The 21,870-nt window shown below is 68.4% G+C and carries 17 protein-coding genes; 4 read left to right on the top strand and 13 right to left on the bottom strand.

The genetic code is table 11. The annotated features are described in order from the left end of the window. Positions 1-22 precede the first annotated feature (22 nt). The 6 genes from ACTJJ4_RS16795 to ACTJJ4_RS16770 all read right to left on the bottom strand — a co-directional run bounded on the left by ACTJJ4_RS16795 (position 23) and on the right by ACTJJ4_RS16770 (position 6,349). Positions 23-682, bottom strand: a complete 660-nt coding sequence (locus ACTJJ4_RS16795) for a YesL family protein (protein WP_440944368.1) — start codon at positions 680-682, stop codon at positions 23-25. Continuing rightward, on the bottom strand, positions 679-1,965 hold the full coding sequence (locus tag ACTJJ4_RS16790) for a family 43 glycosylhydrolase (RefSeq protein ID WP_440944367.1): 1,287 nt from the start codon (positions 1,963-1,965) through the stop codon (positions 679-681). The genes ACTJJ4_RS16795 and ACTJJ4_RS16790 overlap by 4 nt, the downstream gene beginning before the upstream one ends. Positions 1,966-1,967: 2 nt before the next feature. Further along, positions 1,968-2,909, bottom strand: a complete 942-nt coding sequence (locus ACTJJ4_RS16785; protein ID WP_440944366.1) for a carbohydrate ABC transporter permease — start codon at positions 2,907-2,909, stop codon at positions 1,968-1,970. Between the two features lie 7 nt (positions 2,910-2,916). Then, the gene (locus ACTJJ4_RS16780; RefSeq protein ID WP_440944365.1) at positions 2,917-3,825 is read right to left on the bottom strand and encodes a carbohydrate ABC transporter permease; all 909 of its coding nucleotides are present in this window, start codon (positions 3,823-3,825) and stop codon (positions 2,917-2,919) included. Positions 3,826-3,911: 86 nt separating this feature from the next. Then, a complete protein-coding gene (locus ACTJJ4_RS16775; RefSeq protein WP_440944364.1) occupies positions 3,912-5,225 on the bottom strand; it encodes an ABC transporter substrate-binding protein in 1,314 nt (437 codons plus the stop codon). Positions 5,226-5,338: 113 nt separating this feature from the next. Continuing rightward, positions 5,339-6,349, bottom strand: coding sequence for a LacI family DNA-binding transcriptional regulator (locus ACTJJ4_RS16770; protein WP_440944363.1), 1,011 nt, complete (start codon positions 6,347-6,349; stop codon positions 5,339-5,341). 74 nt (positions 6,350-6,423) lie between these two features. Here ACTJJ4_RS16770 and ACTJJ4_RS16765 point away from each other — a divergent pair, with 74 nt between their 5' ends. After that, entirely contained in the window at positions 6,424-7,269 is an 846-nt protein-coding gene (locus tag ACTJJ4_RS16765) for an NAD-dependent epimerase/dehydratase family protein (protein ID WP_440944362.1), read from the top strand. Between the two features lie 15 nt (positions 7,270-7,284). Here the strand turns inward: ACTJJ4_RS16765 and ACTJJ4_RS16760 are convergent, their stop codons facing one another. Next, entirely contained in the window at positions 7,285-8,346 is a 1,062-nt protein-coding gene (locus tag ACTJJ4_RS16760; RefSeq protein WP_440944361.1) for a LacI family DNA-binding transcriptional regulator, read from the bottom strand. A 387-nt stretch (positions 8,347-8,733) separates the two neighbouring features. On the opposite strand from ACTJJ4_RS16760, the gene ACTJJ4_RS16755 reads away from it, so the two are divergent. From ACTJJ4_RS16755 to ACTJJ4_RS16745, 3 genes are all read left to right on the top strand, one after another. After that, positions 8,734-12,309, top strand: a complete 3,576-nt coding sequence (locus ACTJJ4_RS16755) for a hypothetical protein (RefSeq protein ID WP_440944360.1) — start codon at positions 8,734-8,736, stop codon at positions 12,307-12,309. A gap of 113 nt (positions 12,310-12,422) precedes the next feature. Beyond that, positions 12,423-13,511 (top strand): LacI family DNA-binding transcriptional regulator, encoded by a 1,089-nt coding sequence (locus tag ACTJJ4_RS16750; RefSeq protein WP_440944359.1) that lies wholly within the window; start codon positions 12,423-12,425, stop codon positions 13,509-13,511. Positions 13,512-13,540: 29 nt separating this feature from the next. Further along, entirely contained in the window at positions 13,541-14,278 is a 738-nt protein-coding gene (locus ACTJJ4_RS16745; protein ID WP_440944358.1) for an alpha/beta fold hydrolase, read from the top strand. 9 nt (positions 14,279-14,287) lie between these two features. Here the strand turns inward: ACTJJ4_RS16745 and ACTJJ4_RS16740 are convergent, their stop codons facing one another. Genes ACTJJ4_RS16740 through ACTJJ4_RS16715 form a run of 6 tightly spaced genes read right to left on the bottom strand, consistent with a single transcriptional unit; the run spans position 14,288 to position 21,823 of the window. Then, entirely contained in the window at positions 14,288-15,661 is a 1,374-nt protein-coding gene (locus ACTJJ4_RS16740; protein WP_440944357.1) for a glycoside hydrolase family 28 protein, read from the bottom strand. Positions 15,662-15,713: 52 nt separating this feature from the next. After that, positions 15,714-17,255, bottom strand: a complete 1,542-nt coding sequence (locus ACTJJ4_RS16735) for a glycoside hydrolase family 43 protein (RefSeq protein WP_440944356.1) — start codon at positions 17,253-17,255, stop codon at positions 15,714-15,716. Further along, entirely contained in the window at positions 17,252-18,256 is a 1,005-nt protein-coding gene (locus ACTJJ4_RS16730; protein ID WP_440944355.1) for a hydroxyacid dehydrogenase, read from the bottom strand. The genes ACTJJ4_RS16735 and ACTJJ4_RS16730 overlap by 4 nt, the downstream gene beginning before the upstream one ends. Further along, complete coding sequence (locus tag ACTJJ4_RS16725; protein ID WP_440944354.1) at positions 18,253-19,146, bottom strand: family 43 glycosylhydrolase; 894 nt, start codon at positions 19,144-19,146, stop codon at positions 18,253-18,255. Before ACTJJ4_RS16725 ends, ACTJJ4_RS16730 begins: the two co-directional genes overlap by 4 nt. After that, the gene (locus ACTJJ4_RS16720) at positions 19,143-21,233 is read right to left on the bottom strand and encodes a glycoside hydrolase family 36 protein (RefSeq protein ID WP_440944353.1); all 2,091 of its coding nucleotides are present in this window, start codon (positions 21,231-21,233) and stop codon (positions 19,143-19,145) included. Before ACTJJ4_RS16720 ends, ACTJJ4_RS16725 begins: the two co-directional genes overlap by 4 nt. Further along, complete coding sequence (locus tag ACTJJ4_RS16715) at positions 21,230-21,823, bottom strand: hypothetical protein (RefSeq protein WP_440944352.1); 594 nt, start codon at positions 21,821-21,823, stop codon at positions 21,230-21,232. The genes ACTJJ4_RS16720 and ACTJJ4_RS16715 overlap by 4 nt, the downstream gene beginning before the upstream one ends. Between the last annotated feature and the right edge of the window lie 47 nt (positions 21,824-21,870).

Genomic DNA, 21,870 nt, shown 5'->3' with positions numbered 1-21,870 from the left:
TTCCTTTTCTGGATGGGTGGGGTCAGTGGTTCGGATGCCCGGGGTCGAGCGCCCTGAGTCGGCGGTCGATGAGCCGCGCGGCGATCCCGAGCGGCAGCGACGCCCCCGCCAGCGGCACGAAGACGGGCAGGACGGCGGCGATGATGCCGCACGAGACGAGGGCGAGCACCACTCCCGCAGCGGTGAGAGGTGCGGTCAGGGCGATGCCGAGCGCGTAGCGCAGCACCGCCGTCGGGCGGTCGTCGTAGCGGGCCAGCAGTGTGACGGCGACCACGCCGGTGAGCAGGACGAGTACGGCCGCCGCGACGGTCAGGACGATCAGCACCGCGGCGGCCGGTCCGGTCAGGTGCGGCAGGACCAGGGCATCCGCCGTCAGCAGCACGGCCGCTGCGAGGAGCGGGGCGCCGGTGAGATTGGCGCGCCGGAACTCGCGTCGATAGGTGCGCAGGAAGATCCGCGTGGCGCCGCCATCCTGGTCGACGCCTTCGGCGTCGCGGAGCAGGACGGACACCGCCGCCGTCGCTGCGGGCATGACTCCGAGCAGCACGAGCCCGGCGAGCACGCCGGCGAGGAACAGCAGGTTCACGAGCACGAGCGACCAGACCGCACCCAGCATCTGCATGACGCGGCCCGCCCAGCCGAGGGCGGGCTGCGCGTCACCGCTCAGGGGATGCCCGGTCATGCCGTCACCGTCTTCGATCCGCTCCACACGACGCCGTCCGCGTCGATTCCGCTGAATGCGAGCACGGTGCGCTGAGCGACCGGGTCCCAGGCGCCGAACACGACGGCGTCCAGGATCGCGCCCCCCAGGACCAGGACCTGAGCGACCGGCGTCCCGTCCGACATCCCGTTCGCGCTGACCTCGACGCGCCGCGCGTCGACGAGGGCCGACACCTCGGGCGCGAAGCGCACGGCGTCCCACTCCCCCGCGATCGGCTCGGCGTCAGGCAGCCGCTCGGTGTCCGCGCCGGCGTACGGGTGCGGCGAGACGACGGGCCAGCCGGATGCCGTCCAGTGCACGCGGCGCACCTGCGCCTCGTGCTGCGCAGGCGCGTCCGCGAGCCGCACGTGATGCACCATGAACATGTCATCGCCCACCCGGAGGATCGAGTTGTGTCCTGGCGCGATCAGACCCACGCCGCCGGGGAACCGCAGACCGCCGAGCACCTTGGTGCCGGTCGCCCGCGCCTCCTCCTCCGAGGGCGACGTCATGTCGCGTCCGCTCTGGTCGACGTAGGGTCCGGTGATGGCATCCGACACTCCGACCCGCACGCTGTAGGAGTCCGCGAGCGAGTCGTACGAGACGAACAGGAAGTATCGTCCGTCGTGCTCGACGACGTAGGCGCCCTCGATCGCTCCGTCCACGCTGCGCGGACGGCGTGCGATCAGCGTGCCCGGCTCGTCGCGCAGCCGCATCCCGGTCGTGAGCGAGAGCTCCACCGCGTGGATGCCGCCGAAGAACGAGCCGTAGATCATCCACGGCGCCCCGTCGCGGTCGAACACGACGGCCGCGTCGATGGCGTTGATCTCGTCCCGGTCGTGGCGGGTGGCGATCACGATGCCGCGATCGGTCCAGGGCCCGGCGGGATCGGATGCCGTGGCCAGGCCGATCGCCGAGGTGCGGGATCCGAAGGTCGACGCCGAGTAGTACATGTGCCAGCGCCGCTCGGCAGCCCTTTCCCGCGGTACGCCATCGGCATCCGGCCACCGCACCACCTCGGGCGCCCACAGGCCGACGGCACCGGACCACTCGGCGGCGGGTGCGGGCACGCCGGGCAGCGCGGTGCCGTGGAAGGTCCACTCCACCAGGTCGGGCGAGGTGCGCACGTGCGCGCCCGCCGGGACGCTGTCGACGCCGGCGGCGGCATCCGTCGAGAACATGTACCAGAGGCCGTCGTCGCCGCGGACGATCGTGGGGTCGTGCGCGTTGCGGGCTCCCCAGGAACCGGTGTCCAGGTCGACCATGCTCAGCCCTTCGCCCCCGTCAGCGCGACGGACTCGATGATCTGCTTCTGGAAGATCACGAACACCAGCAGCACCGGGATCAGCGCAATGAACGACGCCGCCATGATCAGCGGGTAGTCGCGCTGGGTCGCGTAGGTCGAGTTGAAGGTCGCGATCACGACCTGCAGGGTCTGCTTCGCCGGGGTGTTCAGGTAGATGACCGGTGCGAGGTAGTCGTTCCACACCGCCATGAACCACAGGATGAACTGGGCGGCGACCGCGGGACGGATCGCGGGGAAGATCAGCGTCGTGAAGATCCGCAGGTGCCCTGCGCCGTCGAGCTTTGCGGCCTCGATGATCGAGTCCGGCACGGAGTCGAGGAACTGCCGCAGGAAGAAGACCATCACGATGTTGCCGAACAGCCCCGGGAGGATCAGCGGCCACAGGGTGTCCACCAGACCGAGATTCGCGAACATGATGAACTGCGGGATCATGATCGTCGGGAACGGGATCATGATCGCGGCGAGCAGCACGAGGAAGATCGCGTTCTTGAACGGGAGCCGCATCTTCGCGAACGCGAACGCGGCGAGCGCGGAGAACCCGGTGCCGACGACGGTCACGCTCACCGACACGATGAGGCTGTTCCCGATCCCCGAGGCGAGCGGGCCGGCATCCCACACCCTCACGAAGTTGTCCCACTGGATCGGGTCCGGGATCCACTGCAGCGGGTCGGTCAGTGCGGCCGCCCTGGACTTCAGCGCGGTGCTGAGCGTCCACACCAGCGGTGCGATCATGACGATCCCGCCGAGGGAGAGCACGATGGTCAGGATCGCGTTCGTCAGACGGTGACTGCGAGCACGGGCGCCGGAGCGCACGGGCCGGCCGATCGTGTCGGAGAGGCGGCGCCGTCCGCCCGGAGGGGACGGGACGACGGTGGCCACGGTGTCAGGTGCGTCGATGGTCATGGCTGCCTCACTCGATGGAGAACTGGGAGCGGCGGTTGATCTGGAACTGGATCGCCGTGACGACGAAGACCAGCAGACCCAGCACGACCGACATCGCCGTCGCGTAGCCCATCTGCGAGTAGTTGAAAGCCTTCTGCCAGATGTACCAGACGATGGAGGCCGTGGAGAACTCGGGCCCGCCGGTCGGGGTCATGATGTTGATCTCGATGAAGATCTGGGATCCGCCGATGATGCTCGTGATGACCAGGAAGAAGGTCACGGGCTGCAGCATCGGGACCGTGATGTAGCGGAACTGGCGGAAGGCGCCGGCGCCGTCGATCGCGGCGGCCTCGTACAGGTGACGGGGCACGGACTGGAGCGCGGCCAGGTAGAGCAGCATCGAGAAGCCGAGGCCCTTCCAGATCGCCATGATGACGATCGCGGGCTTGGCCCAGGCCGGGTCCTGCAGCCAGTTGGGCCCGTCGATTCCGACCAGCGCGAGCAGGTGGTTGATCAGTCCGACGTCGCCGTTGTACGCCAGCTGCCACAGGATGGCGACCGCCGCGAGCGACGAGATCACCGGCACGTAGTAGACCGTGCGGAAGAAGGTGGTGCCGCGCATCCTGCGGTTCAGCGCGAGCGCGAGCAGGAGCGAGAGGATCAGCCCGATCGGGATCCCGATCATCATGAAGACCGTGTTGCCCATCGACTGCCAGAAGTACGGGTCGGAGAGGATGTCGACGTAGTTCTGGATGCCGTTGGGGCGCGGCGCCGTGAGGCCGTTCCACTTCGTGAACGAGACGTACACGGCGAAGAGCATCGGGAACGCGATGAACACGAGGAAGCCGATGACCGGCACGGCGATGAAGGCGAGGGCGGTCAGGTGCTCCCGGCGATGCAGCGTGGAACGACGCGCGGCGTGCGGCAGTGCTGCCACGATCCACCTCCAAGGGTGAGATGCGGTCCGGCCGTGGCCGGAGGAGGGAGGCGGGGGGGTCCGTCGCGGACGCCCCCGCCGACGGGTCAGCCGAGCTCGGCGTCCTGAATGGCCTTGTCGAGGAGCTTCTGCATCGCGGGCTGCTCCTTCTTCACGTAGTCCGCGGCCGTGACCTTGCCGTCGAGCACGGGCTGGATGTTCTTCCAGAACTCGTCGTACCACTCGCCGCTGTAGGTGTTGTTGGCGGGCAGGGCGCGGCCGTAGTCCTTGACGATGTCCAGGAACTCCTGCTTGTTGGCCGGCGGAAGGTCGGAGCTGGTCACCCAGGCGTCGGCCATGCTCTTCAGGTTCGGGATCTGCACGCCCGCGTCCACGAGCGACTGCTGCGCCGTCTTGTCGGTGCTGAGGTACAGCGCGAGCTTCGTGGCGAGATCGGGGTTCTTGGTGCTCGCGCTCACGGCGATGCCGAGCGTGCCGATCCAGGTGGCCGGCTCGCCGGTCTCGCCGACCGGGTAGGGGATCAGATCCCAGTCGAAGTCGAGCTTCTCGTAGGTGGGCACGTCCCAGGGCCCGACCGGGAAGAAGCCGATCTCGCCCTTCATCCAGCGCTGATAGGTGTCCAGGCTCGCCGCCTCGGTCGCGGACGGGCTGACCGACTTCAGATCGGCGAAGTTCTGCAGCGCCTCGGCGAACTCCGGCGTGTTGACGGTGACCTCGGTCTGATCGTCGTTCAGCCAGGATCCGCCGTTCGACCACACCCACGACTGCAGGTTCCAGGTGACGTTCAGGCCGGTGCCCCAGTGGTCGAGCTTGCCGTCGCCGTCGGTGTCCTGGGTGAGCTTCTTCGCGACCTCGGCGAACTCGGCCCAGGTGTAGGGCTTGTCCTTGTCGGGCAGCGGGATGCCCGCCTTCTCGAACATCGTCTTGTTGTAGCCGAACGAGAACGGCCCCAGGTCCTTCGGAACGGCGTAGATCGCGCCCTTGCCCTGGACCTTGCCGTCGTAGCGGTAGCTGTCGATGCCGTAATCCCAGATGTCGGCGAAGTTCGGCGCGCTCTCGACTTGCTTCGTGATGTCGGTGATGACTCCCGACTTGGCGTAGGACTGCACGTCACCCGGGCCGACGTAGAACACATCGGGCACCTTGTGCCCGGTGATCGCGGCCTTGAGCTTGGTGTTGTAGTCGTCGGCGGTGGTCATGATGATCTTGACCTTCGCGTCGTTGTCCTTCTCGAACGCCTTGATGGCGTCGGTGTAGGCGGCCTTCTCGGCATCTCCGCCGCGGAACATGAAGGTGAGCTCGTTGATGTCGCCGCCCGAGGCGCTCGCGCCCGCGCAGCCGGTGATTGCGGTGCCGGCGAGGGCGATGACGCCCACGGCGGCCAGGATCCGGAACTTCATTGTGCTGGGTCTTCCTCTCGGAGTGAGGTTCTTTACAACGTTGTAGTAAACGTTGTAAATGCATTGTGGCCCGAACCGGGCGAGCTGTCAACGATGATTTCCGCGCCGGGCGGTCAGACAGCCGGTGCGGACTCGCGCTCGAGGATGCGGAACTCGCTCAGCAGCGTCTGCGGCGCCGCATCCGCCTCCCCGGCGATCCTCGCGAGCAGCGTCGTGACCGCGGTCTTCGCGATCCAGTCGCGGCCGGGATCGACCGTGGTCAGCGAGGGAATGGAGTACGCGGCCTCGTCGAGACCGTCGAAGCCGACCACCGCGACGTCGTCGGGCACCCGCCGACCCGCCTCCTGCAGCACGCGCATGGCACCCAGCGCGAGCGTGTCGTTCAGCCCGAAGACCGCGTCGAACTCGGCGCCGCGCGCGAGGAGCTCGCGCATCGAATCGGCGCCGTTGGCGCGGTGCCAGAGGGTGGTGTAGCCGATGATGTCGTCGTCGAAGCGGATGCCTGCGGCGTCCAGCGCCTGACGATAGCCCTCGAGCCGGAGAGCCGCGGAGCCGATCACCTCGCCCTCGTGGGCTCCCACCACGGCGATGCGGCGGCGGCCGAGCGAGAGCAGGTACTCGGTCGCGGCGCGCGCCGCCTCGACGTTGCGCATGGTGACGTGATCGGTCGGGCCGTCGAAGATGCGCTCGCCGAGCAGCACCATCGGGTAGGGCACGTCGAGCGCGGCGACATCCTCCTGCCCCATGCCCAGCGGGCTGAAGATCAGGCCGTCGGTGAGCTTCAGGCGCGGGCTGCGCAACAGCTCGAGCTCGCGGTCGCGGTCCGCCCCGGTCTGCTCGACCAGCACGACGACGCCGGCCGCCTCGGCCTCGCTGATCACCTGCGCGGCGAGCTCGCCGAAGTACGCCAGGCTGAGATCGGGCAGCGCGAGGGCGATCGCGCCGGTGCGGCCGGAGCGCAGGTTGCGCGCGGTGAGATTCGGCGTGTAGCCGAGTTCGGCGATGGCCTTCTCGACCTTCTCGCGCGTGGCCGGCCGGATGTGCGGGTAGTCGTTGATGACGTTGGAGACCGTCTTGATCGAGACGCCCGAGAGCCTCGCCACATCATGCAGCGTCACAGCCATGCGACTTCTCCCCCTGTTCCGGACACAGTCACCATATAACGTTGCAGAACAGGCATCCGACGGAAGGACGGCACATGCGCATCGCACTCACCGGGGCATCCGGGAAACTCGGCGTCGTCGTCGCCCGTGAACTGCGCGCGCACGGCTGGGACGTGATCGGGATGGATGTCGTGGGCACGCGCGCCCCCGACTTCGTGCAGGTCGACCTGACGGACTACGGGCAGGTCGTGGACGCGCTCACCGCCGTCGGCGACCGGCACGACGGCATCGACGCCGTGGTGCACCTCGGCGCGGTCCCCGCCCCCGGCATCCGCACCGACGTCGCGACGTTCCACAACAACATGCCGGCGACGTTCAACGTGTTCTGGGCGGCCGTGCGGCTCGGCATCCGGCGCATCGTGTACGCGTCCAGCGAGACGGTGCTGGGCCTGCCGTTCGACGTGCCGCCGCCCTACATCCCCGTCGACGAGGAGTACCCGGCGCGCCCCGAGTCGGTGTACTCGCTGGTGAAGACGCTCGAGGAGCAGCTGGCGAGAGAGCTCGTGCGCTGGCATCCCGACCTTTCGATCACCGCCCTGCGCTTCTCGAACGTGATGGTGCCCGAGGACTACGCGGCGTTCCCCTCGTTCGATGCCGACGCACGGCAGCGCAAGTGGAACCTGTGGGGCTACATCGACGCCCGCGACGGCGCGCAGGCCGTGGAGCGCGCTCTGCAGGTGGCGGAGCCCGGGTTCGACCGCTTCATCATCGCGGCGGCCGACACCGTGATGTCGCGCCCCAACGCCGAGCTGATCGCGGAGGTCTTCCCCGGCGTGCCGATGACCCGCGAGGTCGGCCCGAACGAGACGCTGCTGTCGATCGACCACGCCAGGGACGTGCTGGGCTACGACCCGCAGCACTCCTGGCGCGACCACGTCTGAGACTGGTCGGACGAATCAGTCGATCGAGTCCGACAACGGACGCAGCGGGATCCCGTGCACGATGGGGATCGCGCGCAACGCGATCCGCGAGATCTCCCCGGCGACGTCCTGCTCGTCCAGTGCCAGAGTGAGGGCGGCCCTGCCGAACGCCTTGAGGGGAACCTCCACAGTGCTGAATTCCGGCAGCACATCGCCGAGCATCGGCACGTGGTCGAACCCTGTCACTTCGACCGGGCCGGGATACCCGATCCCGAGTTCGCGCAGCCGCGCGATGATCCCGACAGCCATCGCGTCGCTCATCGCGGCGATGACGTCCAGTTCGGACAGATCGGAGGAGATCCGGTCCACGGCCGCGTATCCGCCGTCCCGGGAGAACGGTGCCTGAACGATATCGTCCTGCGCCACAGCGAGTCCGTGCTCGGCGAGCCCCTCCAGGAACCCGGTCACCCGCTCGTGCGCGGTGATCTCCTGGTCGGGGCCGGATGCCAGCGCGAACCTGCGTGCGCCTGTGGCGGCCAGCTCCGCGGCGAGCCGACGCGCGGCTCGGCGGTTGTCCACGGTGACTGTCGGGAAGTCCATGTCGTTGTCGCCGATCACCACGACCCGCGTGCCGCGCTCGTGCAGCGTCTGCAGGAGCGACGCCAACTGCGCTTCCCGCGCTTGATCGGTCGTGCGGCTTGTGCCGATGATGACCGCGCGGTGCCGCTCCCCGGCCAGATGCGTGAGCAGCGCCGCCTCGCGCTTCGGGTCGTCTCCCGTCGCGCGGACGGCGACTGACGCGCCGCGCATCTCGGCGGCGTGCATGACGCCGGAGATCAGCGCGGCGGACCCGAAGTCTTCGATGTCGCTGACGACCAGCGCCACCGTGCGTGCACGCCCGCCTTTGGTTGCCTGGGCCGCGGGGCTGACGACGTAGCCGAGGGCCCGGGCAGCATCCGTCACGCGCTTGCGCACCTCGGAGGATCCGCTCTGCACGCCTCGCACGCCGCCGTTCAGTGCACGCGATGCCGACGGCACCGAGACGCCCGCCAGTCGTGCCACATCGACCAGAGTCGGCGGCTTCCCGGCTCTCGCCATCACGTCCTCCCGAATGAGTTCGACATCCACGGCGGATGGAACTCGACGTCGGCGTCGAGAACGCCTCCACGAACCATCTTCGCGGATCGTCCGCGTCTGGTCATCCTTTGCAGTTCGGCAGCGCGAAGGCAGACCCCTGTCGCACACTCTAGTGGACATCGTTTACCAGCATGATGGCAGAACCGTGGAGCACGGCACCTAGTTCGGTTGCCCGGGAGCCCCCTGTGTCGATGAACTCCGGCCGATTCTGCGTATGCCTGGAAACGCTGCGTGGAAATAGTACTGGCAAACGTTATCCATTTTCATTACCCTGGCCTCGGACCGGTCGGAATGGGCTTTCCCGTGCCGGCATCCGCCCCGCAACGACGCAGACAGAGGAGATCCGCAATGCAGCGTGTTCAGATCAGGGCCGGGCGCGCGCGCCTGCGAGGGATGCTGGGAGGTGCCGTGGCTCTCGTGCTGGGCGTCTCGCTCCTCTCCGCCGCGCCCGCCGCCGCCGGGACGGCGACTCCGGCGGCGGCGACGCCGGTCGCGACGGCTTCCCTTCCCGAGATCGTGTCCACCACAAGCCCGCAGGGCTTCGTGCATCCGGGCATCGGCGTGACCGCGGCGCAACTGCAGAACACGCGTCAGCAGGTGAACGCCGGGGTCGAACCGTGGGCCAGCTACTTCTCCGCGATGACGAAGACCAAGTACGCCTCGAAGTCGTACACGGCGCAGAACCAGGGTGCCGACGACCAGCCCAAGGACGACGCGTACGACAAGGTGGGCATGCGCTCACGAGCACTCGACGACAGCATCGGTGCGCTGACGCAGTCGCTCATGTACGCGCTCACGGGCGACGAGGTCTACCGCGCCAACGCGTTGCACGTGCTGCGCAGCTGGAGCGGTCTGGATCCCGCCAAGTACGCGTACTTCCCGGACGCGCACATCCACACCGGGGTGCCGCTGTACTACTTCGTGACGGCCGCTGAGCTCATCCGCTCCACCAAGCCGGTCCATGATTCGCTGGACGGCTACGACCTGCGCTGGACGGATCGGGACCAGCAGCGCGCCGCCGACAACCTCGTGCGCCCCACCCTGGACACTTTCCTGTTCTCGCAGAACAGGCTGTGGAACCAGCACACCTACGGCGTGGTCGGCATGATCGCCGCCGCGATCTTCCTCGACGACGCCGACCTGTATGCCCAGCGGGTGGAGTGGTTCTCGGTGAACTCCACGTATCAGAGCGAGCACACGATCAACGGCGGCGACGTGAACGGCGGTCTGGCTTCTCTGATCCGGATGATCAGCGCGGACGATCCGCTGAACACCACTGGCAAGGACTTCGTGGAACTCGTCGAGATGGAGCGCGACCAGGCGCACGCCGAGGGCGATATCACCACGCTGAGCGCCGCCGCCCGGATGATCAGCAACCAGGGCACTCGACTCGACCCGGTGCACGGCACCGTGTCCGCCGCGGCCGACGCGGTGAGCCCGTACGGGTTCCTGGACAACCGCCTGCTGAAAGGCGCGAACGCGTTCGCCCAGTTCATGATGGGCTCCGAGCCGCCGTTCATCGACCCGTCCGGCGGGGCGAGCACGCTCTCGCAGGCGTACCGCGGCCGGCTGCGCGAACTGATGAACGACCTCTACTACCAGTACACCTATGTCGAGGGCGTGGACGTCGCATCCGTCGCACCCTGGGTCGCGAAGCTGCACGAGCAGTCCGACGGCCCGCTCTATTACTACGGTTCGGGGATCGAGAACTTCTGGAACCCGCGTGGATCGGACTTCACCGACTCGGAGTACTGGGTCGCATTCCCTCCGCAGCTCGCTTCGCAGAACGTGCAGGTGCCCGCTCCCGCATCCTCCGCGGTGGTGTCGCCGGTGCGATACGGCACTGCGCTCGGCGCGGGCGCGAAGGTGCTCACCGACGACGAGGGCGCCGAGATCGCACGCCTGAATCCGCAGAAGGGCGACGCGGCGGTCGCGCTGCGGCGGATGGTGTGGGGCGACACCCGCAAGACCTCGCTGGTCGGCATCCGGGTTCGCACCAACGGTACGGCCACGCTGGACGCTCTCGGCACCGCGCAGGGCACGCCGTTCGCGCAACTCTCGCTGCCCGACACCGGTAACCGGTGGACCTGGGTGTGGGTCGACTTGGATCAGAATCTCGTACCGCCGAGCGCGGTGGGGGCGAACATCCTGTTCCTGCGCGCAACCGGCGACGCCTCGAAGGTCGACATCGGCGGAGTGCTCAGCGATGCCACCAGCACGCTCACACCGCCGAAGTTCGCCGACAGCCCGTCGCTGGGCTTCGTGGCCGTCTCCGGCGAGCCGATCGCCCGCAGACTCGCGGTGACCGATGCGGACTCCACCCCGGCGCTGTCGCTGCAGAGCGCGCCCAAGGGCGCCGCGGTCGCCGCGGACGGAACACTGTCGTGGACACCTCCGAGCGCGGGCAGCACGAAGCTGCTGGTGGTCGCCGACGACGGCGAGGCCACCACGACGCTGCCCGTCACGATCACGGTGGCCGCCGATCGCACCGCCGCGATCGCCGCCGTGCAGGCGGGGCTGGCCGAGCCATCGGCGTACACGAGCGAGACCTGGGGGCCGGTGGCCGCCGCGGCGGATGCCGCCCGCGACGGGATCGCATCCGACTCGGCGACCTTCGCCGGCCTGCTGGAGAATCTGCGGATCGCGGTGTGCGGCCTGGTGCTGCTGAACCCGCACCTCGCGGACGGCACGCTGGACTACTCCCGGATCGTCACCTCGGGGCAGCTGACCCCGCAGGTGCTGGGCGCCCTGGTCGACGGATCGAACAGTACGACGTGGGGCGACCGCAGGGACAAGACCGTGGACCTGGATTTCGGCGCGGGCTACCGCGTTCGGGCCGACCGCTTCGGGCTGCTCGCGCGCGACACTTTCCCGAACCGGTCGCAGGGCACCAACGTGTACGGCTCCGACGACGGCCGGACCTGGACGCTGCTCACCGAGCACCCCAACGCGGGGCGCGATGACCAGATCGAGTACCTCGATGTGAAGGACGCCGTGAAGGACCAGCGCTTCCGGTACATCCGACTGCAGCTGGACGAGCCGGGCATCCCGACCGATCCGGCGTATCCGGGCATCTGGACGCAGGCCGACTTCCACATCGACGGGGTACGCTCCGAGGCGACCCTCGCCGACGTGCTCGCCGAGGCCGACGCGATCGATTCGTCGGCGTACTCGCGCGCCTCGCGGCTGCTGTTCTCCCGCGAGATCGACGCGATCCGCACCGCAGCGCAGAAGCCGGATGCCGATCAGGCCGCGCTCACAGCTCGCGCCCTCGCCGCCTGGGACCTGCTCGAGCCCCCCGTGCCCGAGACCGTCGCCGTACAGCCCGCCTGGGTCACGGCGAGCACCCGCTCCTGGGACGGCAAGCGCGACGCGGCGGGCAATGGGTGGGCGATGTTCGACGGGGATCCTGCCACGTATACCGACACCACATCATCCTCAGGCTGGGTGAGCGTGATCCCGCCTGACGGGACCCCGCTCACGGTCGCCGCGATCGGGTTCACGCCGCGCGCCGGCTACACCTCGCGGGCGGTGGGCATCCAGTTCCAGGGATCGACCGACGACGGGCACACCTGGACGACGTTCGCGACCGTCGGATCGGCGACCGAGGGCGCGAATCGCGTCACGCTGGACGCGCCGATGACCATGGGAGCGTTCCGCGTGTACGCGCCCTCGGGCAACACCAACCTCGCTGAGGTGTCGCTCATCTCGACGTCGGTCGACCACAGCGGGCTGCGCCTGCTGCTCGATGAGACGGCCGGGCTGACGGAGCAGGACTGGACCGCATCCTCGTGGACATCGCTGGCGGATGCCCGTGCCGCGGGCTCCTCGGTGCTGGCCGACGCCTCGGCGGATCAGGCGACGGTCGATTCGGCCGCGACGCGGATCGCCGATGCACGCGCGCAGCTGGTCGCAGCCGGGTAGCGCAGACCCCGAACTGCGGACCCCGGAGGATGCCTCCTCTGGGGTCCGCAGGAAACCGAATCGCCGATCTGCAACTAGATCAAGAGTGGCGCTGGGAACGGTAGATTTCTCGCATGAGTACGACCGCAGCATCCGGAGCGCCGACGAGCCGAAGCGGCGCCCCCGGTCCGGTGCGCACCGGGGGCGCGACCCTCGCCGACGTGGCACGCCTGGCCGGAGTCTCCCGCGCGACCGCCTCCAGAGTGCTCGCCGGACGCTCTGCAGGACGTGCCGCGAGCCACGCGCAAGTCCTCGCCGCAGCGGAGGAGCTGGGCTACGTCGTGAACGGGCTGGCCCGCTCGATGATGGGTGTCGGACGCCGCAGCATCGCCTTCATCTCGAGCATCATGGTCGGCCCCACCTTCGCCTCCATGGCCGCGGGCGCCGAGGACGTCGCCACCGCGGAAGGCCACCTGTTCACCATGTGCACCACCGGCGGCGATGTCGATCGCGAGAACGCTCTGATCGCGGCGCTCAGCGAGCAGCGGGTCGCCGCTGTGCTGCTCGTCGGATCGACTCCCGCGACCGATGAGTTCGAGCTGCGGGCCGCGGGGTACGCCGATGCACTCGACCGGGTGGGCGCGCGGCTCATCCTCTGCGGACGTGCCGCAGTCCCTGCGCTGCCGCAGATCGCGTCGATCGACTACGACCACCGCGGTGGGGTGCGCAGCGGCGTGAACCATCTGACTGGGCTCGGGCACCGTCGCATCGCCTTCATCGGCTCGCTCGATGAGATGACGACCTCGCGCCAGCGCTTCCTGGGCTATCAGGACGGACTCACGGATGCCGGGATCGACTTCGACGCCGGCATCACCATCCGGTGCGAGAACACCTCCGAGGAGGCTTCGGTCATGACTCGCGCGTTCCTCGCGCAGCATCCCGACGTCACCGCCATCACCTGCCAGACCGACATCCTCGCGGTCGGCGTCTACCGCGCTCTGCACGAGGCCGGCGTCGCGGTTCCGGGAGACATCTCAGTGGTCGGCTTCGATGACATGCAGTTGGTCGGCGACCTCACGCCCCCGCTGACCACCATACGCGCTCCGTTTCACGAAGTCGGAGAACTGGCTGGACGCATCGCCGTGGGCGGCCCATATGAGGAACCCGTGGTCCTGCCGGTCGAATTGATCGTCCGCGGTTCCTCAGGTCCTGCCCGCAGCTGAGCCCACCCGGCAGAGAGCGCATCATCGCCATGACTCCCATCCCCGCGATCTTCGTGCACGGCTGGGCCGGATCGGCCGACAGCTGGCTGCCGATCTTGGATCGCCTGGATCCGCAGCGCTGGACACCGACCGCGCTGCGCCTGCCGGGGTCCCGCGGGACCCCGCCCGGAACGGAATTCACCGTGCGCGCTGCTGCGGAGCTGCTGGCCGAGATGCTCGCAGATGCGCGATCGCCCGCCATCATCGTCGGACATTCGATGGGTGCGCAGGTGACGCTGCTCGCCCACATCGCGCATCCCGATGCCGTGTCGAGCGAAGTCGTCATCGATCCCGCATACGGCGCCGCCCCGGAATCGGCATCGGGAATGGCGGAGTGGGCGGCGCGCATCCGGCAGTACGGCATGGACGAGGTCTCCGACTTCTTCGGGGCGGCGACGCGGAGCATGGATTCCGCGCTGGCAGATCGGGTGCTCAGCGACCTGCACGCCACCTCACCGGAGGCCATCGCCCGCTTCCTCCTGTCCGAATACGTCGACGATGGGGCCGTCGGCTGCTCCCCAGCGACTCACGCCGCCGCGGCGATGCGGAGGCGGCCGGTACTGTCGCTGCATTCGAATCAGGACAGCGCCGGCCGTGAGGCCTCGCTCGAATCGCCTGCGGGTTCGAGATCCGTGACCTGGCGCGGCCACGGTCACTACCTGCACCTGGAGGATCCCGATCGATTCGTCAGGCTCCTCGACGAGTGGCGGAGCGAGCCCGTGGCGTGACGCACCGTCTCATGCCGCGCCGACCACGGTGACGTCCTCAGCGAGGATCGTGCAGCCCTCCACCCGGTACGGGGGACGCGAATCCGGATGCTGCGATTCCAGCAGAATCGCGTCAAGGCGCAGCTGCTCGACATTGCGCACATCGAGGAAGGTCGTCCGGCTCCAGGTCGGATAGTAGTTCGACGATGCACCGACCGTGCTTCCGCGCAGCCCGTCGACCACCTCCGGATACTCCTCGATGCGGTGAGACGGCCTCTGCACCCCACCCCACGGCACGTAGGTGATGTCGCGCAGGCTGAGGTATCGGATCGGTCTGCCCGGCGCCGCGTCCACGCGGATCCCAGCGAACTCGGGCGTTCCCTGGATGTCGTGGTCGAATCGCCACTGCTCCCGGCGCATCTCCTCGGAGTCGACCGCGGTCAGGCCCGAGACGCGGACGTGCGACAGCTCTCCGATGGGCGGCATGTGGTCGAGTTCCTTGGATGAGCCGAGATCATCGGGCTCGAAGCGATTGTTCAGCAGGACCCAGAGCGGTCGACGCACGTCCTGCATGACGAGGTCGCTGATCGCGATCCTGGTGATCGTGCCGCCCTCCGTGCACTCGATCTTCACTCCCTCGCGCAGCACGCGCGCCATGCTCACGCCCTGGATGGTGACATCGCTGATCGTGCCGATCGACTTGAGGCCGATGCGGATGCCCGCGCAGACCGAGCTCAGCTCGCAATCGCTGATGTGCACGTCCCGAGTGGGATACTCGCGACTCGAGGACTGCAGGCAGATGTTGTCGTCCGTGCCGACGATGTGACATCCGCGAACCCACACGTGCTCGCAGCCGTCGAAGTTGAGGCCATCGCCGTTGAAGTTCGACGCGTTGTGGATGCGCACGTCCTCGACCCAGATCCAGCGCGAATCCAGGAACGCGGTGGTCCAGCCCGATGCATCCAGCAGCCGGAGGTCGCGCACCCGCACGTGACTCGCTCTCAGTGTGCGCAGCATCATGGCTCGTCCGGGCGGTCCGGACCGCGGGAAGGCGGGACCGTTCCCATTGATCTCGCCGCCTCCGCTCAACGTGACGTGCTCGACGTCCTCGGCGTACAGCAGGCAGCGATCGAGGTCGGGCTCGTTGCGATAGCGGTTGTGATGGACGTCCTCGCGGTAGTCATCGATGTCGGGACTGGCGAGAAGCCGCGCCGACGCGGCTATGTGCAGCTCGACGCGCGAGCGGAGGAAGAGCGTTCCCGTGAGAAACGTGCCGTCCTCGAGCACCACTCGCCCACCACCTGCTTCTCCGCATGCGTCCAGAGTTGCCTGCAGCGCCGCGGTGTCCTTCGTCACGCCGTCGCCGACGGCACCGTGGTCGCGAGGGTCGATGGTCGGCGGCATATCGGGCTCCTGATCCGGGCTCGTCCGGCGGCGAACCGCACGTGGGGTTTCTTCAGACCTCGCGCTGAGCGAGCGCGGCGCTGTCGAAGTCGGCGCTCCAGCCGCGACCGTCCAGGTCGTCTGCCCTGAGTCCGAGGAACAGGCCGGTGAACCGCAGGAGTTCGCCATGATCGTCGGACAGCTTCCATGCCGGGTACGTACCCTCGATCCTGTGCTCGACACGCTGCGTGTCGCGCCACGCGAAGGTCAGCTCGGGGCCCCGGAGCCGCGCGTGCAGCGTCAGCTGCCCATCCGGCACCCGCACCGGGCCGGAGCGCTCGGTACGCCGGCCGTCGCGGGTCACCACCCGCAGATGCCTGCCGTTCTCGGCATCCGCCGTCACCTGCAGCTGGATCCAGCCGGACCGGTCGTACCAGGCGATGATCCCCGCGCTCTCCCGCGGGGTGGTGGGCGACGCATCGATCACCACGGAGAAGTCGGTCTCGTGCTCCTCCACGCGGGTGAGGATCATCGACTGATCGAACACCGATGAGGTCGAGTGCCCGCCACGCAGCCGAAGCCACCCGGGTCGGCTCGCCAGATCGGCGGCGTCCAGGCTGAGTGGCGCACGCAGCGTGGACCAGCGCGCAGAATTCAGCGGTCCGTCGAATTCATCGATCCACGAGACCTGCGGAGCGCGATCCGTCCCGGTGAGGGCATGGTGACCACCGCCCTCCAGCCGGAGCCAGCCGTCGTCGTCGAAGACCACGCGCTGCAGGCAGGTCTCGCGCCCGAGAGTCGAGTACCGCTCCCCCAGATGCAAGGTCGGACGGGATGCCAGGTGCGCCAGCATCCATTCGCCGTCCGCGGTCTGCACGAGCTCGCCATGCCCCGCCTTCTGCAGCGGGGCTCCGGGGGCGTCTCGGCTCGTCAGCACGAACGGCCGCGGATCGCGCTCGTACGGGCCCTCCCTGTGACGAGAGCGTGCCATCGTGATCGCGTGATTCCATCCCGTTCCGCCGGCTGCGATCAGCAGGTGGTACCAGTCGCCGATGTGGTAGAGATTCGGACCCTCCACGAGAGTGGGCTCCTGATACAGCAGCGTCGCCTCACCAGACGTGCGTCGCTGTTCAGGCAGGTACTGCTCGAGCACCAGCCCGCTGAAGGACGGGTGCTCGGGGCGCTGATCCCATTGCACGCCCACGATCCAGTGGGTGCCGTCAGTGTCGTGGAAGAACGAGAAGTCGAAACCGCGTGAGCCCAGGTGCACCGGCTCGCTCCACGGCCCGTCGACGCTCTCGGACGTGACGAGGTAGTTGTCGATGTCCTTGTCGTCGCCATCCATCGTGCGCACGATCGAGTAGGCCAGCCAGAACAGACCGTCCGCGTAGGACAGACTCGGGGCCCAGACGCCGCCGGAATCGGGGATGCCGCGCAGGTCCAGATCCAGGGCGTGCCCGCGCACAGTCCAGTTCACCAGGTCTACGGAGTGGTGGATCCGCACCGCAGGATGGAACTCGAACGTGCTGGTCGCGATGAAAAAGTCGTCGCCGACGCGCAGAATCGACGGATCGGGGTTGAACCCGCGAAGGATCGGGTTGCGCGGCGAGATCATCGGACCATGCCCGGTACTCGTTCGAGTCCGGCGAAGACCTCACCGGCGACGTATCGCTCGACCTCGTCCACGGCATCTCGCCCGAGACGATGCAGTTCGTTGCCGGTGGCGCCCGCGATGTGCGGGGTCAGAGTGACGTTCGGCAGGCTCCAGAGCTCGTCGTCAGGGGGCAGCGGCTCGGGATCCGTCACGTCGAGGATCGCCCGGATGCGGCCGTTCCGGGCATGCTCACGCAGCGCGTCGTGATCGACCAGCGAACCCCGCGCCGTGTTGATGAGCACGGCCCCATCACGCATCAGGGACAGCGCTCGGGAGCCGATCATGTGGTCGGTCTCGGGGATGGCGGGAGCGTGCACCGAGACGATGTCCGAGTGAGCCATCAGCTCGTCGAGATCGACCTGTTCCGCTCCCAGCGCCACGATCTCATCCTCACCCGCATACGGGTCGAAGATCAGCACGCGCATGTCGGTGGGAGCGAGCAGCTGTGCGACACGGCGCCCGATGCGAGATGCACCGATCAGCCCCACGGTGCGGCCGAAGTTCCCGGTGTCCAGCAGCTCCTCCTCGCGCGGGATGAATGCACGACGCTCGCGATAGAGCCGTTCCGCGTCCCGTGCGCGCTTGCCCGCCAGCACGATGGTCGCGAACGTGTACTCCGCGACCCCCTTCGCGTTGCCCTCTCCGGTGTTGGTGAGGGCGATTCCGCGACGCGCAGCCTCAGCGGGATCGACGAGCGCACCGGCCGAGCCACCCGTGAAGACGACCGCCCGCAGGTGCGGCATAAGGTCGAGCTGCCGGCTGAGGATGCGCGGGCACCCCCATCCGGTGATCAGGATCTCGACGTCTTCGAGTGCGCGCCGCGCATCGACGCTGTCGAATTCGGTGAGCACAGCCGGATGCAGTTCGACCATCGCCGCCAGGCGGGCTCGGTGCGGTGCGAACAGGTGGTCGGCGAGGGTCGCCGGTCTCATCGCCAGGGCGGCGCGCGGAAGCTCCTTCACGCGTTCATCTCCTCGATGCTCCATTCGTCGCGCCAGATCAGCTCTGCGCGACCGTTCTCGATAATCAGCGGGAGCCACACCGGGGCGGAGGAGGCGAGTTCCTCGCGTCGCCAGCGGTCTCCGAAGTACACGTGCCCCTCTCCGACAGGCAGCACGACGCTCACCTGTGAGTCGAAGGTGCGGCTGCCCGCCGGCGCGAAGTCCCTCCAGGCGGACCAGGGCCCTTCGAGCGAGGGTGCGGTCGCGTACTTGTTGTCGTTCAGGTCCCAGCCGGTGAGGTCCGCCCCGAACAGATAGCAGCGTCCCTCGTGCCGGATCAGCGTGGGCGATTCGTAGCCGAGCTCGGGGCGGTCCTGTTGACGCAGGGTCGCGACGATCGATTCCACACCGCACCAGTCCTCCCGGAGCCGGTAGATGTGCAGGCCGTGGTCCCGGTCCTCGGAAAGCAGGTACGCCGCATCGCCCTCCTGAAAGACACCGATGTCTCTGCTCACGTTGCCGAGGGGACGTTCACTGCCCAGGTACTCATAAGGGCCCTCGGGCCGGTCGGCGATCGCGTAGCCGACCCTGGCCGCGGAGTAGTCCGCGTCGTCCACATGGACGAGCAGCACCCACTTCCCGTCCGGCCGATGCAGAGCCTTGGGCCGCTCGATGATCCGGTCGGGTGCGAGGTCGCCGTCACCGGAGCTGAGCGCATCGCCGACGAACTCCCAGGTCGCGAGATCCGCTGAGCGATAGCACGCGATCGAGGTGAACCTGTCGCCGGCCGTCTTGTTCTCCCCCCAGGCGTACCAGTGCTCGTCCACGCGCCGGATCCCGATGCCGTGCAGCTGCGCGATGAGTCCGCGGTCGTCGAGGAGGAGCTCCCCCGTGCGGATGACCGCGCTCATGAGCCGGCCTCCGCGACATGCAGCACCCGCGCGCCGATACCACAACCGGTTCGGATGCGGAGCCCGCTCGATACGGCGTCGAGTTGCCACGATCCGTCGCGACTGGGAAAGACCTGATCCGCCGTGCCCCTGATGCCGGGAATCACGAACTCGGCCGCGTCCTCGCTGCGATCCCACACGAACAGCAGTGTGCCCGCGGCACCGCGCAGGCCGAGACAGACCACCTCGTCCTCCCATCCGGGGAGGCCTCGGGGCCAGAACGGTTCGGCGGATGTCAGGTCGCGGCGGAGACTCTTGTGCAGGGACACCGCCTCGCTCAGCAGCGCCGTCTGTTCCGGCCGGAGCTGATCGAGGAAGCCGGAGAGGTACAGCCGACCACTGAGGCCGGTCACCAGCGTGAACGCGGTCTCCGCATCGCTCATCGGCTCAGCGGGATACGCCCAGTTGCCACACTGCTCGGGCAGGATCGACGCGGGGGCGGACGCGGCGATCGGCGGATACAGGCGGTGATCCTGCTGGTCGCTGGTCGACTGCAGGTGGCTCACCGCAAGCAGCCCGTAGTCGGCCCTCATGGCCCCTGAGCTGCAGTTCTCGATCAGCACGCCCGGATGCCGTTGCTGCACGGCGATGAGCCACTCCCGATAGGCCCTGGCGTGACCGAGCAGCCCCGCGCCGGGCGCTGCCGCGTCGACTTCGGTCCCCACGCCGGGATTGATGTTGTAATCGAGCTTCAGGTAGGTCGCCCCATAGTCTGCGATCACGCGGTCCACTGCGTCGTCCGCATGCGCGCGGGCGGCCGGATGCCGGAAGTCCAGGTGCAGGCGGCGGTGCTCGACGACAGGCCTGCCGTACCGGCGGAAGAACGCCTGCTCAGGCAGCGTGCTGGCCGCAGCGCTGTCCACTCCGACCACTTCCGGTTCGAGCCAGAGGCCCACCCGCATGCCGCGGGCGGCGATGCGATCGGTGATCTGCGTGAGTCCACCGCTGAACCGGGTCTCCGCTTCCTGCCACTCCCCGACCGTCGACCACCAGTCGCCCAGTTCCGGGTCTGCGAACCAGCCGGCATCGACGCAGAACACCTCCACGCCGGCGTCTGCCGCGGCATCAACGAGCGGGAGCAGAGCCTCCGTGCTCGGCTGTCCCATCAGCGTGTTCATGAAGTCGTTGTAGATGACCGGCAGGGTGGCGGACTCGGGTTCCCATCGGATGCTGCGGCGATACCGAGTCAGCTCGGCGAACGCCGCATCGGCTCCGCCGCGCACTGCGGCCAGCGCCACAGGCTCGGTGAGGAGGCTCTCCCCCGGAGCGAGCACCTGGGCGAACTGATGCTCGAGATCCGTCGGCCCGAGCAGCGACAGCGCGGCGCCTTCGGCTCCCTGCGACATGTCGGCGCACCAGCCTGCGGACGTCTCGAGCTGCCAGGCGAGGGCGGGGGCCTCGGGATCCGACGACGCGAGCAGAACGCCCACGGGCAGGTGCTCCCCGGTCGACCACGAACCATGGCTGACGATGGCGTACCGCCCTCGACCGTCCTGCGCGTGGATGGGCAACGAGAGCGAGGGCAGCGCTTCACGCAGGGGACGATCCACCCAGCGATCCTCCGCGAGCCATTCGCTGCGCGCCGTGAGCAGCCGAGCCGGGTCGAGGTCGGCTTCCTTGCTTCCGAAGCCGATCGTCGCGGACGAGACGGCGGTGAGCACCAGAGCCTCCGCACCGGTGTTGCGGATGACGTGCTGCATCCGCACGGTGCGCGCACCCTGCGTCGTGCGGATGGTGGTCGACACTTCGATCCCGGTTTCGTCGTCGCGCTGCACGGCGACGAGAACACTGGCATCGTCATCGACGGCACGGTCCACGCTCCGAATTCTCAGTCGGCTCCCGATGGCGGAGCGCACATATGCCTGGCTGGTGCGCGCGCGGTGCTCCGAAGCGGAGAAGATCTCCACGAGTGCGACGGAATCGCGTCCGATGCCCGGAAGGTCGGCGGTCAGCGAGGCGGGCGCGCACCCGGACCAGTGCAGGCGGAACGCGCCGATCATCGCGCACGAGTCCGCCACGCGCGGTTGAGAGTCAAGTGCGGTGCTCATCGTGCGGCTCCGTCCACGAGTGCCGAATATCCCAGTGATCGATTGCACACCACGATCGCGAGCGCGGCGCCGGCGGGCAGAAGCAGCACCGCTACGGCGCCGATGACGGGCAGGACCATCGCCGAGACCGTCAGGCCGACGATGAGCAGCCAGGCCAGAACGACGTGGGGGCGACGCAGCATGGCCGATACGGTTCGTGTCATCAGCACGACCGGCGCGCAGGTGTGGATCGACTGCGCCGTCGCAGCCACTCCCACGACGAGTGCGATGGCCAGGGCGGCACCGCTGACCACGAGCAGGAGGACGACGTCGTTCCCGCCCATCAGCGCGTAGTCGTATCCGAGGATCACAGTCGCCGCGGGCAGGACCGCCGACATCCACCACAACCCGCGGAACGCTGTGCCGAACGCCTGCCAGAACCGGCGTGCGGCGCGAGCGCTCTCGAATCCGTCGTCCAGCATCGACGTCGCCGCGGCGAGCAGGCCGTGTATTCCTGGGAAGACGGTCGTCAACGAGATCGCGCCGAGCCAGATGGCCGCATGCGTCCCCTGCCAGCCGACCAGCGCCTGGAAGAGAAGTGCGGGCAGCATCGAAGCGAGAAAGGACACCGAGGCGACGAAGACGGCGAAGACTCCGA

Source organism: Microbacterium sp. 22195 (genome assembly GCF_052056515.1).
Lineage (GTDB): Bacteria > Actinomycetota > Actinomycetes > Actinomycetales > Microbacteriaceae > Microbacterium.
This window is presented reverse-complemented; position numbering and strand designations above follow the sequence as displayed.

Bases quoted from the DNA above. Each gene is read 5' to 3' on its own strand.
- ACTJJ4_RS16735 (WP_440944356.1), bottom strand. From the start codon at position 17,255: ATGATCTCGCCGCGCAACCCGATCCTTCGCGGGTTCAACCCCGATCCG.
- ACTJJ4_RS16785 (WP_440944366.1), bottom strand. From the start codon at position 2,909: ATGACCATCGACGCACCTGACACCGTGGCCACCGTCGTCCCGTCCCCT.
- ACTJJ4_RS16795 (WP_440944368.1), bottom strand. From the start codon at position 682: ATGACCGGGCATCCCCTGAGCGGTGACGCGCAGCCCGCCCTCGGCTGG.
- ACTJJ4_RS16715 (WP_440944352.1), bottom strand. From the start codon at position 21,823: ATGCTGCCCGCACTTCTCTTCCAGGCGCTGGTCGGCTGGCAGGGGACG.
- ACTJJ4_RS16750 (WP_440944359.1), top strand. From the start codon at position 12,423: ATGAGTACGACCGCAGCATCCGGAGCGCCGACGAGCCGAAGCGGCGCC.
- ACTJJ4_RS16745 (WP_440944358.1), top strand. From the start codon at position 13,541: ATGACTCCCATCCCCGCGATCTTCGTGCACGGCTGGGCCGGATCGGCC.
- ACTJJ4_RS16770 (WP_440944363.1), bottom strand. From the start codon at position 6,349: ATGGCTGTGACGCTGCATGATGTGGCGAGGCTCTCGGGCGTCTCGATC.
- ACTJJ4_RS16725 (WP_440944354.1), bottom strand. From the start codon at position 19,146: ATGAGCGCGGTCATCCGCACGGGGGAGCTCCTCCTCGACGACCGCGGA.
- ACTJJ4_RS16740 (WP_440944357.1), bottom strand. From the start codon at position 15,661: ATGCCGCCGACCATCGACCCTCGCGACCACGGTGCCGTCGGCGACGGC.
- ACTJJ4_RS16790 (WP_440944367.1), bottom strand. From the start codon at position 1,965: ATGGTCGACCTGGACACCGGTTCCTGGGGAGCCCGCAACGCGCACGAC.
- ACTJJ4_RS16755 (WP_440944360.1), top strand. From the start codon at position 8,734: ATGCAGCGTGTTCAGATCAGGGCCGGGCGCGCGCGCCTGCGAGGGATG.
- ACTJJ4_RS16720 (WP_440944353.1), bottom strand. From the start codon at position 21,233: ATGAGCACCGCACTTGACTCTCAACCGCGCGTGGCGGACTCGTGCGCG.
- ACTJJ4_RS16765 (WP_440944362.1), top strand. From the start codon at position 6,424: ATGCGCATCGCACTCACCGGGGCATCCGGGAAACTCGGCGTCGTCGTC.
- ACTJJ4_RS16760 (WP_440944361.1), bottom strand. From the start codon at position 8,346: ATGGCGAGAGCCGGGAAGCCGCCGACTCTGGTCGATGTGGCACGACTG.
- ACTJJ4_RS16775 (WP_440944364.1), bottom strand. From the start codon at position 5,225: ATGAAGTTCCGGATCCTGGCCGCCGTGGGCGTCATCGCCCTCGCCGGC.